The following is a 14,483-nucleotide window of genomic DNA, read 5'->3' as shown; positions in this document are numbered from 1 at the left end:
CGATTACCCAGCGAAGGTAACATCCATTTCGGCAAACGGCAGGCCGGACAGGCGCGTCGACCAGCGCTCGCCCGGTCCAACCGGAAAGGCGCGCGTCACCGTTCCGGTCGTCACCAGATCGCCGGGCTCGACACCGCGCGACAACGGTGTTGCAGCCATGCCGTCGATCATGTGCCGAAGCGCCGAAAGCGGCCCGCCGAGAACATCGCGTGCCTCGCCCTCGTCGATTTCCTCGCCATCGCGCAAAAGCGTCACCCGGAAATCGCCAAGTCGTCGAAGCCATTCGCCGGCATCGTCCACCGCCACCAGCGGTCCGTGAACGTAGCGCCCGTGCAGCGCGAAGGCAGCGACAGTATCGGCCGCGCGAAACCGCCACTGCGGATAGATCGACTGAACGATTTCGAAGCCATGCCCAACGGCATCGACGCACGCCATCAGCGCCTTTTCGTCCATGCCCGGCTCCGGGCGTCGTGCGAGCCGCAGCACGATCTCCGGCTCGATGCGCGGCTCGATCAGGCCGGAAAGAACGCATTCGGTCGGTCCATGCACCTCGCGCACGGTCGTATCGTACATCGCGCCCCAGATCGGTGCGTGAACGCCATACTCGTCCCAGATGTTGCGGTTGGTGAAGCCGATCTTCCAGCCGACGACGTTCTCGCCGCGCGCGATGCGCGTCCTCAAAACCGCGTCCGCCACCCCATAGGCGTCGTTGAGCGCGAATGCGCCATCCTCGTCCGTGATCGGTGCCATCTGCCCGCCGCCATCGGCCGCATCCAGTATCGTCTTCGCTGCCGTCGCCTTGTCGATCATCGCGTCCCTCCTTCGCTCCCATCGATCAATCGACGCACGGACATGGATCGTCAAGTCTCGTCGGTCTTGGCTGCCGCAAGGGCAGGCCAGGAGCACACCGCGATCGACCGGATCAAAGCTTGATTTCGCCGTCGTCCTCATCGTCCCAGTAGTGGACCCGATCGGCGCTGACCTTGATCATCACCACGCCGTCAGTTTCGATGCCGTCCTCGAACCATTCGTCGAGGTCGCTGTTCCAGTGTGCTTCGAACTGCGCCTTGTCGCGGATGACCAAAGCCTTGCCCTGAATGGTGACCATGAACATGTCTTCGCCCTGAAAGGCGAGCGACACCGCGGGATCGGCTTCTATATCCGTCACCATTCGCGCGTCGTCCCAGGTGAAGTAAGGTGAAGTAATAGGAATCGCCGTCGTAATCGACTTCGCCGTTGTTGCTCATCGGACGCCCGGCGATCGAGCCGTCATTCGTACGCGTCATCAACATGGTGATGTCGATCTCGCGCATTTTCTGTGAAAGATCGGAAAGGGTCTTGTCGCTCATCGTAGGCTCCAGATGTTGGCCGTTCCCGCTTGCCAGCTTCAACCCTCCGCAACGACATTTGTTCACCGTTCCCGGATCACTTTCCAGCGCGCTTCTCCGCGATCAGGTCGACAATATCGGCGAAGATCGAATCCCAACTGTCGTCATTGATCGCCGCGATGCCCAGCCCGCGCAGCATGAATGCGCCCTCGCAGGCAAGAAAAGCCAGCCGCATGCGCCGGCCTTCGGCATCGTCGCCGAAGGCGTCCAGCCGCCCTTCATAGTCCTCGCGCAGAATTCCCGCTTCGTCCTTCGTCTCCACCAGCGCGGCCATCAGGCTTGCGGCCCGCGCCGCCATCGCCGTGCTCTCACCATGCGTCGCTTCAATCCGGGCGCGAAGCTGCGCGCGCAGATCGCCATCGCCGCGCGGCAGCCGCTCAGCCACCTCCGCCTCGAAGCGCTTCAGGTCGCGCTCGGTCATCGCCGCGATCAGCGCCGGCTTGCTCGGAAAACAATAAAGGACGCCGCCTTTCGAAACGCCTGCGCGCGCCGCCACGGCATCGAAGGTCAGTTGGCCTGCCCCCGATTCGCTGATCACTTCCTCGGCCGCGTTCAGGATTGCGTCCCGGTCGATTGTGCGCTTTCGTCCCACACTATCCTTTTTTCAAACCGTCTGGTCGGATATATATAATAACGCATCCGCCGCAAATCATGCGGCTTTTTATTTGAGGTATTCGATCATGGCATGGATCTTTCTCGGCATCGCGGGTTTGTTCGAGGTCGTTTGGGCGACGTCGATGAAATACTCCGAAGGCTTCACGAAGTTCGGACCGACCGCGCTCACGATCGTCGCGATGATCATCAGCTTCGCGTTTCTGTCCATGTCGCTGAAGGCGCTGCCGCTCGGCACGGCCTATGCGATCTGGACCGGCATCGGCGCGGCGGGCGCGTTTGTCGTCGGCGTCATGTTCATGGGCGAAGCGGCGACTCTCGGCCGGATCGTCTCGATCCTGCTCCTCGTGTCCGGCATCGTCGGGTTGAAGCTTTCCGCAGGCGCGTGACAAAAGCCTGCGGGAAGTTGAATTTTGGGGTTACGTATGGCCACATCTGCCCGTATAAGGCGCTCCTAGCCTGACAGAAGAAACTGAACCGCACCGGTCGCGAAAGCTGCCGGATCGCGGTCATACGCGCAGAGACGAGCCATGCCGAAACGCACCGATATCAAGTCCATCCTGATCATCGGGGCCGGCCCCATCGTCATCGGCCAGGCATGCGAATTCGACTATTCGGGCACGCAGGCCTGCAAGGCGCTGAAGGCCGAGGGCTACCGCATCATCCTGGTCAACTCCAACCCGGCGACGATCATGACCGATCCGGAGCTGGCCGACGCGACCTATATCGAGCCGATCACCCCTGAAGTCGTCGCCAAGATCATCGCCAAGGAGCGCCCGGACGCGCTGCTCCCGACCATGGGCGGCCAGACCGCGCTGAACACGGCCCTGTCGCTGCGCCGCATGGGTGTCCTGGAGCGCTACAATGTCGAGATGATCGGCGCAAACGCCGAGGCGATCGACAAGGCCGAGGACCGTTCGCTCTTTCGCGAGGCGATGGCCAAGATCGGCCTCGAAACGCCCAAATCCATGCTCGCCAACGCGTCTGAGGCAAAGGACGCCGACAAGCGCGCGCATGAAGCCCGCCGCACGGAGTTGAAAGCGTCCAACCCCGCCGACCTCGATACGGCACTCGACGCGCTCGAAACCGAATGGAATCTCGGCGAAGGCGACCGCAAGCAGCGTTACATCTCCCACGCCATGGGCATCGCCGCGCAGGCGCTCGACCATGTCGGCCTGCCCGCGATCATCCGCCCTTCCTTCACCATGGGCGGCACCGGCGGCGGCATCGCCTACAACCGCGCCGAATTTTTCGAGATCATCAATTCCGGCCTCGATGCCTCCCCGACGACCGAAGTCCTGATCGAGGAAAGCGTCCTCGGCTGGAAGGAATACGAGATGGAAGTCGTCCGCGACCGTGCGGACAATTGCATCATCATCTGCTCGATCGAAAATCTCGATCCGATGGGCGTCCATACGGGCGACTCGATCACCGTCGCGCCGGCTTTGACGCTGACGGACAAGGAATACCAGATGATGCGCAACGCTTCGCTCGCGGTGCTGCGCGAGATCGGCGTCGAAACCGGCGGCTCGAACGTCCAGTTCGCCGTGAACCCGGAAAACGGCCGCCTCGTCGTCATCGAGATGAACCCGCGCGTCTCGCGCTCCTCCGCCCTCGCCTCCAAGGCCACCGGCTTCCCGATCGCCAAGGTCGCCGCGCGTCTGGCTGTCGGCTACACGCTCGACGAACTCGACAATGACATCACCGGCGGCGCGACGCCCGCCTCGTTCGAACCGTCGATCGACTACGTCGTCACCAAAATCCCGCGCTTCGCCTTCGAAAAATTCCCCGGCGCGGACACGACGCTCACCACCGCGATGAAGTCGGTCGGCGAGGTCATGGCCATCGGCCGTACCTTTGCGGAATCGCTGCAAAAAGCTCTTCGCGGCCTTGAAACCGGGCTTACCGGCCTCGACGAGATCGAAATTCCCGGCATCGGACAAGGCGACGACAAGAACGCCATTCGCGCCGCGCTCGGCACGCCGACGCCCGACCGTCTGCGCATGGTCGCGCAGGCGATCCGCATGGGCACCTCGCTCGAAGACGTCCACCAGATGTGCAAGATCGATCCGTGGTTCCTTGACCAGATCGGCGCGATCATCGCCATGGAGGCGCGCATCCGCGAGCACGGCCTGCCGGGTGACGCGCAGAATTTGCGCATGCTGAAGGCCATGGGCTTTTCCGACGCCCGCCTCGCGTCGCTCACCCGCAAGGATGCCGAGGACGTCGCCAGGCTGCGCGAAACCCTTGATGTGCATCCGGTCTACAAGCGCATCGACACCTGCGCGGCCGAATTCGCTTCGCCGACGGCCTATATGTATTCGACCTATGAGGTGCCCTTTGCGGGCGCGCTCGCCGACGAGGCCAAGGTTTCGGATAAGAAGAAGGTCGTCATCCTCGGCGGCGGACCGAACCGCATCGGCCAGGGCATCGAGTTCGACTATTGCTGCTGCCACGCCTGCTTCGCGCTGGCCGACGCGGGCTACGAGTCGATCATGATCAACTGCAACCCCGAAACCGTCTCGACCGATTACGACACGTCCGACCGTCTCTATTTCGAATCGCTGACGGCCGAGGACGTGCTTGAAATCCTGCGTGCCGAACAAAAGGCCGGCACACTGCACGGCGTCATCGTCCAGTTCGGCGGGCAGACCCCGCTCAAGCTCGCCGACGCGCTCGAGAAGGCCGGTATCCCTATCCTCGGCACCTCGCCCGACATGATCGACCTTGCCGAAGACCGCGACCGTTTCCAGAAACTGCTCGTGAAGCTTGGCCTCAAGCAGCCGAAAAACGGCATCGCCTGGTCGGTCGAGCAGGCGCGCACCGTCGCCTCCGAGCTCGGCTTCCCGCTGGTCGTGCGCCCGTCCTACGTGCTCGGCGGCCGCGCCATGCAGATCATCCATCATGAATCGATGCTGCAGACCTACCTGCTCGACACCGTTCCCGGCCTCGTGCCGGAAGACATCAAGCAGAAATACCCGAACGACAAGACCGGCCAGATCAACACGCTGCTCGGCAAGAACCCGCTTTTGTTCGACACCTATCTGTCGGAAGCCATCGAGGTCGATGTCGACTGCCTGTGCGACGGCGACAACGTCTACGTTTCGGGCATCATGGAGCATATCGAGGAGGCCGGCATCCATTCGGGCGATAGCGCCTGCTCGCTGCCGGTTCATTCGCTCTCGAAGGAGACCGTCGCCGAGCTCGAACGCCAGACGGCGGCGCTTGCAAAGGCGCTCCATGTCGGCGGCCTGATGAACGTGCAATACGCGATCAAGAACGACGAGATCTTCGTTCTGGAGGTCAACCCCCGCGCCTCACGCACCGTGCCCTTCGTCGCCAAGACTATCGGCCGCCCAATCGCCAAGATCGCCGCGCGCATCATGGCCGGCGAAACGCTCGACGCGGCCTACGCGCCCTATGGCGACAAGCCGAACGCGGCCGATCTCGGCCACATCGCCGTCAAGGAAGCCGTCTTCCCCTTCGCGCGCTTTGCCGGCGTCGACACGCTGCTCGGGCCGGAAATGAAGTCGACCGGCGAGGTCATGGGCCTCGACCGCGACTACGCGCTTGCCTTTGCAAAGGCGCAGCTTGGCGCGGGCGTCGACCTGCCGCGCTCGGGCACGCTGTTCGTCTCGGTCCGCGACGAAGATAAGGCCCGCATCCTCAAGCCCGTCAAGCGCCTCGCCGAACTCGGCTTCCGCGTGCTTGCAACGGGCGGCACCGCGCGGTTCCTGAAAGAAAACGGGGTTGAGGCGGAAAAGATCAACAAGATGCTCGAAGGCCGTCCGCATATCGAGGACGCCATCCGCAACCGTCAGGTCCAGCTCGTCTTCAACACGACCGATGGCCAGAAGGCGGTCTCGGATTCAAAGTCCCTGCGCCGCGCCACGCTGATGCAAAAGGTGCCGTATTACACGACAATGGCCGGCGCGGAGGCCGTCGCCGAAGCCATCGCGGCACTCAAAGCAGGAAGCCTGGAAGTGCGACCGCTGCAGGCGTATTTCTAAGGGCGGTGCGCCCCTTCCTTCTCCCCTTGTGGGAGAAGGTGGCCGAGCGAAGCGAGGTCGGATGAGGGGTGTTACAGGCCTATATATCCGCTCGCTTCAGAGCATTGGCTTGTAGTCTTAATAACACCCGCATCCGCTCACGACCCCGAAACAGACATCTGACCACCGGGATGGAATATCCAAAACCTGCCGTCCGGGTCGGCGCTTACTCCCGAAGACGACTGTCGATATAAAGTCGGCGGTAGACCTCCGAATTTCTCAGCACGTCGCGTCCAGAACGTTCGATCAGCAGCCTTATAGCGAAGGCATAGTCGCCGAGATCCCCGTAATAGGCCTTGGCAGGAGCAGCCTCACTCAAATCGGTCGCGGTCCGGAGACGCCTGTTTGCCGACTGGAGAATTCTATCCGCCTGATCGTCGGTTATATCGTCATAAAACCCTCGTTCCGCCAAGCGCTGGATGTAAGGCGTGGCAATCTTGCTGCTGTAGATTGCAAGGTCCATCAGCCAAGGATTTCCCTTACTGTTCCGCGACCAAGGGTCGGCGCCGGCGTCGAGCAGCATCTCGAAACCCTTCAGGTTACCGCCGAGCGTCTCGCCCAATGGCGGATCTGCGTTTTCCGGCGGAAAGTGATTCGGATCGCCACCATGCTTCAGATAGAGCGCCAGCCCATCGTTGGCGAAGGTGCTGTCGTACCGATCCTCGGCCTCTATCCATGGTCCGCGATCAGTCAGCAGCAGATAAAAGAAGGTCCAGTGAACTGCCTGCGAAGACGAATTATTCGGATCGATGAGGGCATGCGGATCGGCATCCGCTTCAAGCAATGCGTCGATGGCCGTCAGATTCCGGTATCGAAGTGCTGCAGTCAGGAGAGTCTCGCCGGTGCGAGGCCGATTGGGATAGGATCGGTCGATCTCTGAGCCGAGTGCTCGCAAAGCGTCCACCTCCGGTGCGTCGCCGGCCGCAATGCGCAGTGCCATTTCCCGAAGCGGTGCCGGCGCGAGAGCAAAATCGAGCATCACCATCTCGCGCCGGGCTTGCTCTTCGGTCGGTTGCGAATTCGAATTCGGCTGGATCGATACAAAAAGCAAGATGGCGACAAGCACGATCGTCGCGACACGAAAGACGAGCGGGTAGCGTCGATAGAGGCTAATGAGGAACTCAGGTATCATCGTCCTTATCGTATCTGCTCTCCGAGCGCACGCCAAACAGTGACATTCGAAATGGCAGCTATTCACAGCTGTAGTCCCGAAGCTGCCGGTCTGCTTCCCACCCCATTGCGGCCCGACAACGGCTTTAACTTTGTTATATAATAGGCAAATGTCGGCCTATGAAATTTCTTCGCAAACTTCTCCGCGGTCTGCTTCGCTGGATAGGCGGATCTGTTATCTGGATCATCGCCGGTCTCGGAGCATTGCTTACCCTCGTCGGCGCCAGTGACCTCTATTTCGGAGAGTTTCAAACCAGCAGCTTGTATTTTCTGATAGGCGGGCTGGTAACGGTGATCGGCAGTGCCATTGTTCACAACAAGCTGACAGGCATCTAGCCAAACACGGTCGATGTGATGACTGACCGTAAAATAAAACTTATCCACCCTCCCCAAGCCGTCCCCCATACTACTCCCGCTTCGTCCACGGGAACGCCGATCATGACGGTGGTTGCGCGGGGCGGGTCGGCACCTCCGCCCTGCCTTCGTAAGGCAGGTCCGGGGCGGCCGCATCGAGGCTCACCTCCTGGCATTACGGCCGGGATGTGCTTGTGAAGCACGCAAGCCTGATCTGACGGTCAGGTGCAGAGGAGCGGATGCGGACAGGAAAAATGCCGGACGGGCGGTGGAAACGCCGCATATCAATAAAAAAGATGAGCGACGCTTCCGCCGCCCGTCTTCCCGGTTCTTTGACATGCCCCGGCCTCGGCGCGGGACCGTATCTGCACGCGCAGACGATGCGCGCAATAGGCGAATGTGCCGCCGCGCATGACGCGCGACGGCACATTTCGTTTTCTAGCGAGCCGCGAGGAAGTCGGCGACTTCGAGCAGGATGAACTCGTTGTCGGCGGCTGTGCCAATCTGGCGTCCGCCCGAGAAGGGCAGATTGTTGTCGTTGGCGACGATGATGTGCGTGTCGTCGACGGCGATCACGTCCTCGATGGTGAAGAACGGGAAGGTGAACTTGCCCGACAGGTCACGGTCGGCCTGCGTCTCGACGATGGCCTTGTTGTCCGGGTCCTGAACATCCATCAGGTCGATCGAGCCGATGCGCCGGATATAGCCTTCCTCGTCCACGCTGGCCGTGTCGACCAGAACGATGTTCTTCACCTTGGCAGGCAGCGGATAGCAGGCCGACATGTCGTCGCCCGCACATTCGAGGCTCGGATCACCCTCGCCATTGTCGCGCTCGACGACAAGCGCGCGTGTGTCGTCGATGAAGTTGAAGTCGCCGATCGCGGTCGCGCCCTCGGCCAGCCTGAAGCGATAGCTGTCGCCGGTCCAGTCGGCCGCTTGCGTGTCGAACGTCATCACGCGCAGGAAATCGCCTTCCGGCTGGCCGTCTTCTCCGAGGAGTGGCTTTTCCAGCATGCCCCACAAAAGATCGGCTCCCGGCTGAAGCGCCATGCCTTCATAGCCACCCGAGCGCTGCACACGAAAATCCTTGCCGGCGACGGCGGGAACGACGACGCCCGGCGTGTCGGGGCCGCGCAGCGCCTCGCCGTCGAGCATGGTTTGATGAACGCTGATGATGCGCCCATCCAGCGTCGCACGGATGATATAGGGGCCGAATTCCTCGCCGATCCAGACTTCGCCGTTCAGCACCTGGATGCTTTCGGGATCGAAGTCCGCGCCGGTCAGATAGCGGCTTTCGGTGGCTTCATAGGCGATGCGGAACGGAACCTTGCGGTCGGGATCGCGCAGGAAGACGCTTTCGACCCGCTCGACTTCGCCCGTGTCGAAATTCGGGTTCATGCGGTGGAAAAACAGGAGCGCGTCCGGGCTGTTGATCTTCGAGCCGAACCCGTTGTCGGTCAGAACATAGATGCTGCCGTCTTCGGCGCGGTTCATGGCAAAGCCCGACATGCCCTGCACGGGCTGGCCGAGGAACGGCAGCGAAATCCCGGTCGGATGGCTGCCATAGGCCGCGCCGACATCGCCCATGACCGACATGGGTTCGTCATTGCGAGCCTTGCCGGTGAATTTTCCGGAGGTCCACGCGTCGCGCGGCGCGTCTGCCGGCGGAGCGATCAGCGTGTGGGCGGGCAGCAGCGCGTGACCTGCCAGCGTAGCTGGAAAGACCTCTTCAGCCTGCGCGGAAGCGGCAAGGCCACAAAGTGCGGCGGACGCGAGAAGGGTTCTGATCATCGAGGTGGTTCTTTCGGTTGGTGAGAACCCGCTCGCGTTACCCGCGCTGTGTTACAGGCCGCCGACAAAGGGATGAACGTTTGACGACGATCCCCCCTCTTTGAACATGACAGTTTCACGACAGCCGGCTCAACCCGTTCTTAAACGGTCTTCTTTATCGTCATCTCAAGATGGCGAAGGCCACGGGGCGGCGGACAATGAAATTGCATGCGATTCAAAAGCACAACGAACAAGTCTATCTCATCATTCAGTTTTTCCTGATCGCCGCCTTCGCCTCCGCGGTCTATGTCCTGATGGTGTCGGAGCGCGGCGAGGTGGCCGGATGGCTGGCGCTTGTAGGTGTGGTCGCCACTCTGGGCGGCGCGATCACCATGAGCTATCTGCGCCGTTCTCTGGCCCTTCGCCTCCAGATGGCGCTGGTCGCGGAGGAAGACCAGCATCGCCTTATGTCCGTCGATGTGGGAACGAATGCATTCAGCCGTCGCCATTTCCTTGATGCGCTCAAGGACGCGCTTGGCAAGCCGCTCGAACCGCGCCCCGCGACACTGCTTTTGATCGACCTCGACCATTTCAAGCATCTGAACGACAGTTTCGGCCACCATTGCGGCGACTGGGCGCTGCGCCATCTCGTGGCGACAATCGAGGCCGAAATACCCCACGCAATCATCGGGCGGCTGGGCGGCGACGAGTTCGGCGTGCTCGTTCCCGGCAATGATGTGCAGGAGGCACAGGCGGCCGCCGAACGGCTCATCACCGGGCTCCGCGGCGGTATGTCCTATGAGGGAAAGTCGATCGCGCTTTCCGCGTCCGTGGGCATCGCCGCCTGCCCCGATCACGCATCGGATGCCGGGGAGCTCATGGCCGTCGCTGATCTGGCACTCTATGAAAGCAAGCGTGCAGGACGCAGTCGCGTCACGCTGTTCGACACTGACATGGTCGCCGACCGCCGGCGAAACCGGTCGCTGGAGCGCGAATTGCGCGCCGCGATCTATCTCAACGAATTGCGTCTCGAGTATCAACCCGTCGTCAATGCCGACCGCTCGATCTTCGCCGTCGAGGCTCTGGTGCGTTGGCAACATCCCGTGCGCGGCATGATCCCACCATCCGAATTTATTCCGCTCGCCGAACAATCCTCTTTGATCGACATGGTCGGCACATGGGTCTTTCAGCGCGCCTGCATGGATATCGCGCATATGCCCGACCTGCGCATCAGCATCAACGTCTCGGGCGAGCAGCTGAAGCGCGACGACATCGTCGCCAATTTCGAGAACATCCTGAAGACGACCGGACGCAGGGCAGACCAGTTTGTTCTGGAGATCACCGAGACGGTGGCGATGTCCACGCGCTCGGACATCGTGCAGCGGATATCGAAGCTGCAGTCGATGGGCTTCCGGGTCGCACTGGACGACTTCGGAACCGGTCATTGCGGCTTTCGCTATCTGCAAAAGCTGCCGATCAATTCCATCAAGATCGACCGCAGCTACATCGCCACGCTGGAAAGCGATCCGGTCGCGCAGATATTCGTTTCGGCCCTGACCCAGATAGCCCGAATCCAGTCCATCACAGTGGTCGCTGAAGGCATAGAGACGGAAGAGCAGTTCGCGCTCGCCCGCGCATCGGGCTGCAACCGCTTTCAGGGCTATTTCTTCGGCCGCCCGGCACCGTATGAGCGGCTTTTCGGAACGCCGGTGTCATCGACTGTCACCGAGCCGGAACTGAGCGCGGCGTGACAATCACGCCAGCCTGTTAGAAACGATAGGTCATCCCCACGACCGGCCCCTGCAAGGTCGTGTCGAACAAGTATCCGTCCCTGTCGTATTTCACGTCGGTGATCTTGTACCCGGCAGATACGGAAAGATGGTCGGAAAACGCGTAATTGGCCGTCGCGAGCGCCTGCCATGTGCGTTCGGAACCGGCTCCGAACCCGCCGACATCGACGGAACCCTGCACGGAGAATTTCGGACTGATGCGATAAAAGCCACGCAGTCCGATGACAGGATCGAACCAGTCGAACGTCTCGCCGTAGCTGACCGCGAACGGCCCGAAACTGACGGTAACGTCGTTGGATACGCGCCAGTAGCGAACGCCCGTCAGGAGGTCCAGCGTCAGCTCGCCGCCGTCGAAAACGCGGTATCCAGCCTTCGCCGTCGCATTGAATTGCTTGCTGTCAAGCTCCGCACTCAAGCCCGGTGTCGGCCCGATGATCGGCAACGCTCCGATCACCCTTGAATCGCTGGTGCGCACATACATGACGTCGCCGGAGAACACGAAGCGGTCATAGCGCGCCCATATGTCGACGAATCCGCCGAAATCGAGATGGTCGAGAACGTCAGAAAAGGACTGATCGACCGACAGAACCGGCGCGCGGCGAAAGGGCGAGACATCGCCTTCAAGCCCGGCTGCCCACAGATAGGGCGTTATCTGCAACGCCCAAAGCGACCTGCCCGCGTCGACGGCCTGCGTTTCCGGCTCGGTATAGACAGGCGGCAGGTCCGCTGCCCCGGCCTGCGTTGCGATAAGCGCCACGAGCGCCCCGTATCCAAACCGCCACGACATCGTCGTTCCCCCAAAACCGCGATCGCGCGCCGCTTTCTTCAAAGTCCTAAAAATGGAAACGGCTCCGCGTCCTCGAAATCGCCGGTCGCATCGCCTGAAAATGTGTGAACCTGATTGGTCCCCAGATCGAGACGCTTCACCGTTCCAGTTTCCTCGCTGAAATCGATCTGCTTCAGATCGACCCAGAAGGTGTTCGGCGTCATCGCGGATTCGAAGAAATAAAGCTGGCGCTTGTGATCGTAGACGGTGCGCCAGCGGGTCGACGAAATTTCCGGCTGATCAGGCGCCGAGATTCCGAGCGGCACCGACACGTTGCGGATGACACCGAACACGCTCGCAAGCGCGCTGTTGGGCTCCGCCGCCTGCGGTATGGCGTTGACATAGAAGGCAGCGCGCGTAAAGCGGTCCGCCGCGCGGTTCGTGCCTGGCAGGAATACCGTACCGCCGATGCCCTCCCAGTACTCATGCAAGGCAAGCTGCTTGTCATAAGTCGGCGAGTTGGTCATCACCTGATACTCACGAGCGTGGTGGATGACCTGCTGCCCTTCGATATATTCGATGATGGCGCTGTCGCCCGACGCGTCCGACATCGACAGATGAAGGGTCGTCATCTTGCCCTCCTGACCGGGAACGCTGTCGGTCACGATCGTGAACGGCTCACTTTCCAGTGCCTCGACCGCCTCGGCCACCGTCGCGAAATTGTCGAGAACATATTGCGCCCAGGCCGCGATCGTCAGGCCGGGCTTGCCGGTATCGGTGTGGGCCGGATATTCCGACTCCGTCAGCCACAGAACGTTGGCGACCAGCCCCATCTCGTTCGCACCGTCGGTCGTCGAAACGTCATAGCCGGTGGTGACGACCGATCCATATTTGGCTGTCCATTCCAGAGAGTTCGGCCCAGCCTCTCCGCTGCGCTGCATTCCGCGAGGCAGAACGTAGATGTTGCTTTCCATTTCAAAGCGCCAGTCCATCGATCTGGCGGTTATGATCTGGTCGTCCTGCCCAAGATAGACGAATCTCGTGCAGGCCGACGCGTATTCAATGGTCGATAAAGACACCCCGACCGCAAGAACGCCTGCGAGACACTTTACAACTCTACCAATCTGCAAAATCCCCTCCAACAACATCGATGTCGCCAAGATAATCGATCTGCTTGCGAGGAATGATGCCTTAGCCTTTTGCTATTGGCAAGAAGATCGCCCGATGCTGGCAAGCATTCGCACGCCGCTCACTTGCCGTTCGCGACATGGTAGGACGCAGGAACGATACGGGACAGAAAACTGGACAAAAAAAAGCCGGATCAAAAGACCCGGCTTGAAGTATGGAAGTGCCTTTTCAGGCGAAACCTCCAGAGGGGAACACTCGCGGGCACCAATGGGAGGAGGAACGTGCCCGGGAGATGATTGTGATATGGGCAAATGCCGCCCAAAGATCAAGCATTTCATGATGCATTGCACCCATGCAGTTTTGCATGGTTAGAGACGGATGGATCAAATCCTTGATTATAATTGTTTATCAGGCATCTGGATCAACCAGAATGCGCGCTCTGTCTTGCACGAGAAAATTTGGCCTGCCGCAGTTTTGTGCACCGCAGCAGAAAACATCAATCGTTTGAATTCGAATCAGTAGGCCCAGCTACGCGCTTTGGCGATAAGAAAATCACGGAAAACATGCAGCTTCACCTGATTGCGCATGGCGTCGGGATACGCGAAATATGTGTCGAAGGACGGCACCTCTGTTTCCGGCATCAATTGCACCAGAGGCGAGCCCTGCTCGATCGTATAATCGGGTAGGATGCCGATCCCGGCCCCACGCTCGATCGCAGCCTTGATCGACAGAATATTGTTGATCTGGAGCGCAGCGACGCGCTTGGACCCTTCCGGCCGTCCTGCCGTCTCCAGCCAATTCATATCGGACAGATGGCTTGGCACCGGCTCGCCGAAGGTAACGATACGATGCTTGTCGAGATCGGCGATCGAATTCGGCTTTCCGTGTCTCTCGATATAGGACGGCGCGGCGAAGAGATGGAAATGAACCGTAAAAAGTCGGCGCTGGATGAGGTCGGGCTGTTGCGGCTGGCGCAGGCGGATTGCGCAATCGGCCTGGCGAAGCGTCAAATCCAGTTCCTCGTTGGCAAGGACGAGCTGAAGCTGGATGTCCGGATACAGGTCGAGGAACTCCTGCACGCGCTCCGTCAGCCAGCCGGAACCAAGTCCCACCGTCGTCGTCACGCGCAGCGGGCCGGACGGGCGGTCCGTCGTCTCTGTGAGCTGTGCTTTGACCTTTTCGAGCTTGACCAGCACGTCATGCGCGGTGCGGTAGAGCATTTCACCCTGCTCGGTCAAAACCAGCCCGCGCGCATGCCGGTGAAAGAGCGGTACGCCGACATCCTGCTCCAAAGCGCTGACCTGCCGCGAGATCGCCGATTGCGACAGGCGCAGCGTCTCGGCCGCATGAGTAAACGAACCAGCTTCGGCTGCCGCATGAAAAACGCGCAGTTTGTCCCAGTCGAACGCCATTACTGCCCTCGTCGATTTGGCGTTGAAACCGCTTGTCGCTCCCG

The 14,483-nt window shown here is 60.8% G+C and carries 12 protein-coding genes; 3 read left to right on the top strand and 9 right to left on the bottom strand.

The features are described 5' to 3' along the window. Positions 1-3: 3 nt before the first annotated feature. From ACX82Z_RS02935 to ACX82Z_RS02925, 3 genes are all read right to left on the bottom strand, one after another. Positions 4-810 carry a 2-keto-4-pentenoate hydratase gene (locus ACX82Z_RS02935; protein WP_459586652.1) on the bottom strand — a complete coding sequence of 269 codons (807 nt, stop codon included), beginning with the start codon at positions 808-810 and terminating at the stop codon, positions 4-6. A 112-nt stretch (positions 811-922) separates the two neighbouring features. Then, complete coding sequence (locus ACX82Z_RS02930) at positions 923-1,171, bottom strand: pyridoxamine 5'-phosphate oxidase family protein (RefSeq protein WP_459586651.1); 249 nt, start codon at positions 1,169-1,171, stop codon at positions 923-925. A 254-nt stretch (positions 1,172-1,425) separates the two neighbouring features. After that, positions 1,426-1,980, bottom strand: coding sequence for a TetR/AcrR family transcriptional regulator (locus tag ACX82Z_RS02925; RefSeq protein WP_459586650.1), 555 nt, complete (start codon positions 1,978-1,980; stop codon positions 1,426-1,428). An 88-nt stretch (positions 1,981-2,068) separates the two neighbouring features. On the opposite strand from ACX82Z_RS02925, the gene ACX82Z_RS02920 reads away from it, so the two are divergent. Further along, positions 2,069-2,389, top strand: a complete 321-nt coding sequence (locus ACX82Z_RS02920) for a DMT family transporter (protein ID WP_459586649.1) — start codon at positions 2,069-2,071, stop codon at positions 2,387-2,389. Between the two features lie 141 nt (positions 2,390-2,530). After that, a complete protein-coding gene (gene carB, locus ACX82Z_RS02915) occupies positions 2,531-6,010 on the top strand; it encodes a carbamoyl-phosphate synthase large subunit (RefSeq protein ID WP_459586648.1) in 3,480 nt (1,159 codons plus the stop codon). Positions 6,011-6,215: 205 nt separating this feature from the next. Here the strand turns inward: carB and ACX82Z_RS02910 are convergent, their stop codons facing one another. From ACX82Z_RS02910 to ACX82Z_RS02900, 3 genes are all read right to left on the bottom strand, one after another. Beyond that, positions 6,216-7,181 (bottom strand): hypothetical protein, encoded by a 966-nt coding sequence (locus ACX82Z_RS02910; RefSeq protein ID WP_459586647.1) that lies wholly within the window; start codon positions 7,179-7,181, stop codon positions 6,216-6,218. A gap of 62 nt (positions 7,182-7,243) precedes the next feature. Beyond that, positions 7,244-7,603 carry a hypothetical protein gene (locus ACX82Z_RS02905; RefSeq protein WP_459586646.1) on the bottom strand — a complete coding sequence of 120 codons (360 nt, stop codon included), beginning with the start codon at positions 7,601-7,603 and terminating at the stop codon, positions 7,244-7,246. A gap of 408 nt (positions 7,604-8,011) precedes the next feature. Further along, the gene (locus ACX82Z_RS02900; RefSeq protein ID WP_459586645.1) at positions 8,012-9,364 is read right to left on the bottom strand and encodes an esterase-like activity of phytase family protein; all 1,353 of its coding nucleotides are present in this window, start codon (positions 9,362-9,364) and stop codon (positions 8,012-8,014) included. 197 nt (positions 9,365-9,561) lie between these two features. On the opposite strand from ACX82Z_RS02900, the gene ACX82Z_RS02895 reads away from it, so the two are divergent. Continuing rightward, positions 9,562-11,094: a putative bifunctional diguanylate cyclase/phosphodiesterase gene (locus tag ACX82Z_RS02895; protein ID WP_459586644.1), complete on the top strand. Its 1,533-nt coding sequence runs from the start codon at positions 9,562-9,564 to the stop codon at positions 11,092-11,094. 16 nt (positions 11,095-11,110) lie between these two features. Here ACX82Z_RS02895 and ACX82Z_RS02890 read toward each other — a convergent pair whose 3' ends face one another. The 3 genes from ACX82Z_RS02890 to ACX82Z_RS02880 form a co-directional block, all read right to left on the bottom strand. After that, positions 11,111-11,920, bottom strand: a complete 810-nt coding sequence (locus ACX82Z_RS02890) for a hypothetical protein (protein WP_459586643.1) — start codon at positions 11,918-11,920, stop codon at positions 11,111-11,113. 38 nt (positions 11,921-11,958) lie between these two features. Next, the gene (locus tag ACX82Z_RS02885) at positions 11,959-13,047 is read right to left on the bottom strand and encodes a linear amide C-N hydrolase (RefSeq protein WP_459586642.1); all 1,089 of its coding nucleotides are present in this window, start codon (positions 13,045-13,047) and stop codon (positions 11,959-11,961) included. Positions 13,048-13,542: 495 nt separating this feature from the next. Then, positions 13,543-14,439 (bottom strand): LysR family transcriptional regulator, encoded by an 897-nt coding sequence (locus tag ACX82Z_RS02880; RefSeq protein WP_459586641.1) that lies wholly within the window; start codon positions 14,437-14,439, stop codon positions 13,543-13,545. Positions 14,440-14,483 lie beyond the last annotated feature (44 nt).

It is taken from the genome of Aliihoeflea sp. PC F10.4 (genome assembly GCF_054612275.1).
The sequence above is the reverse complement of the archived record's forward strand: the minus strand, read 5'-3'. Positions and strand labels throughout refer to the sequence as shown.

Excerpts from the sequence above, each read along its gene's own strand:
- ACX82Z_RS02900 (WP_459586645.1), bottom strand. The coding sequence starts at position 9,364 with ATGATCAGAACCCTTCTCGCGTCCGCCGCACTTTGTGGCCTTGCCGCT.
- ACX82Z_RS02910 (WP_459586647.1), bottom strand. The coding sequence starts at position 7,181 with ATGATACCTGAGTTCCTCATTAGCCTCTATCGACGCTACCCGCTCGTC.
- ACX82Z_RS02930 (WP_459586651.1), bottom strand. The coding sequence starts at position 1,171 with ATGGTGACGGATATAGAAGCCGATCCCGCGGTGTCGCTCGCCTTTCAG.
- ACX82Z_RS02880 (WP_459586641.1), bottom strand. The coding sequence starts at position 14,439 with ATGGCGTTCGACTGGGACAAACTGCGCGTTTTTCATGCGGCAGCCGAA.
- ACX82Z_RS02895 (WP_459586644.1), top strand. The coding sequence starts at position 9,562 with ATGAAATTGCATGCGATTCAAAAGCACAACGAACAAGTCTATCTCATC.
- ACX82Z_RS02885 (WP_459586642.1), bottom strand. The coding sequence starts at position 13,047 with ATGTTGTTGGAGGGGATTTTGCAGATTGGTAGAGTTGTAAAGTGTCTC.
- ACX82Z_RS02920 (WP_459586649.1), top strand. The coding sequence starts at position 2,069 with ATGGCATGGATCTTTCTCGGCATCGCGGGTTTGTTCGAGGTCGTTTGG.
- ACX82Z_RS02935 (WP_459586652.1), bottom strand. The coding sequence starts at position 810 with ATGATCGACAAGGCGACGGCAGCGAAGACGATACTGGATGCGGCCGAT.
- ACX82Z_RS02890 (WP_459586643.1), bottom strand. The coding sequence starts at position 11,920 with ATGTCGTGGCGGTTTGGATACGGGGCGCTCGTGGCGCTTATCGCAACG.
- carB (WP_459586648.1), top strand. The coding sequence starts at position 2,531 with ATGCCGAAACGCACCGATATCAAGTCCATCCTGATCATCGGGGCCGGC.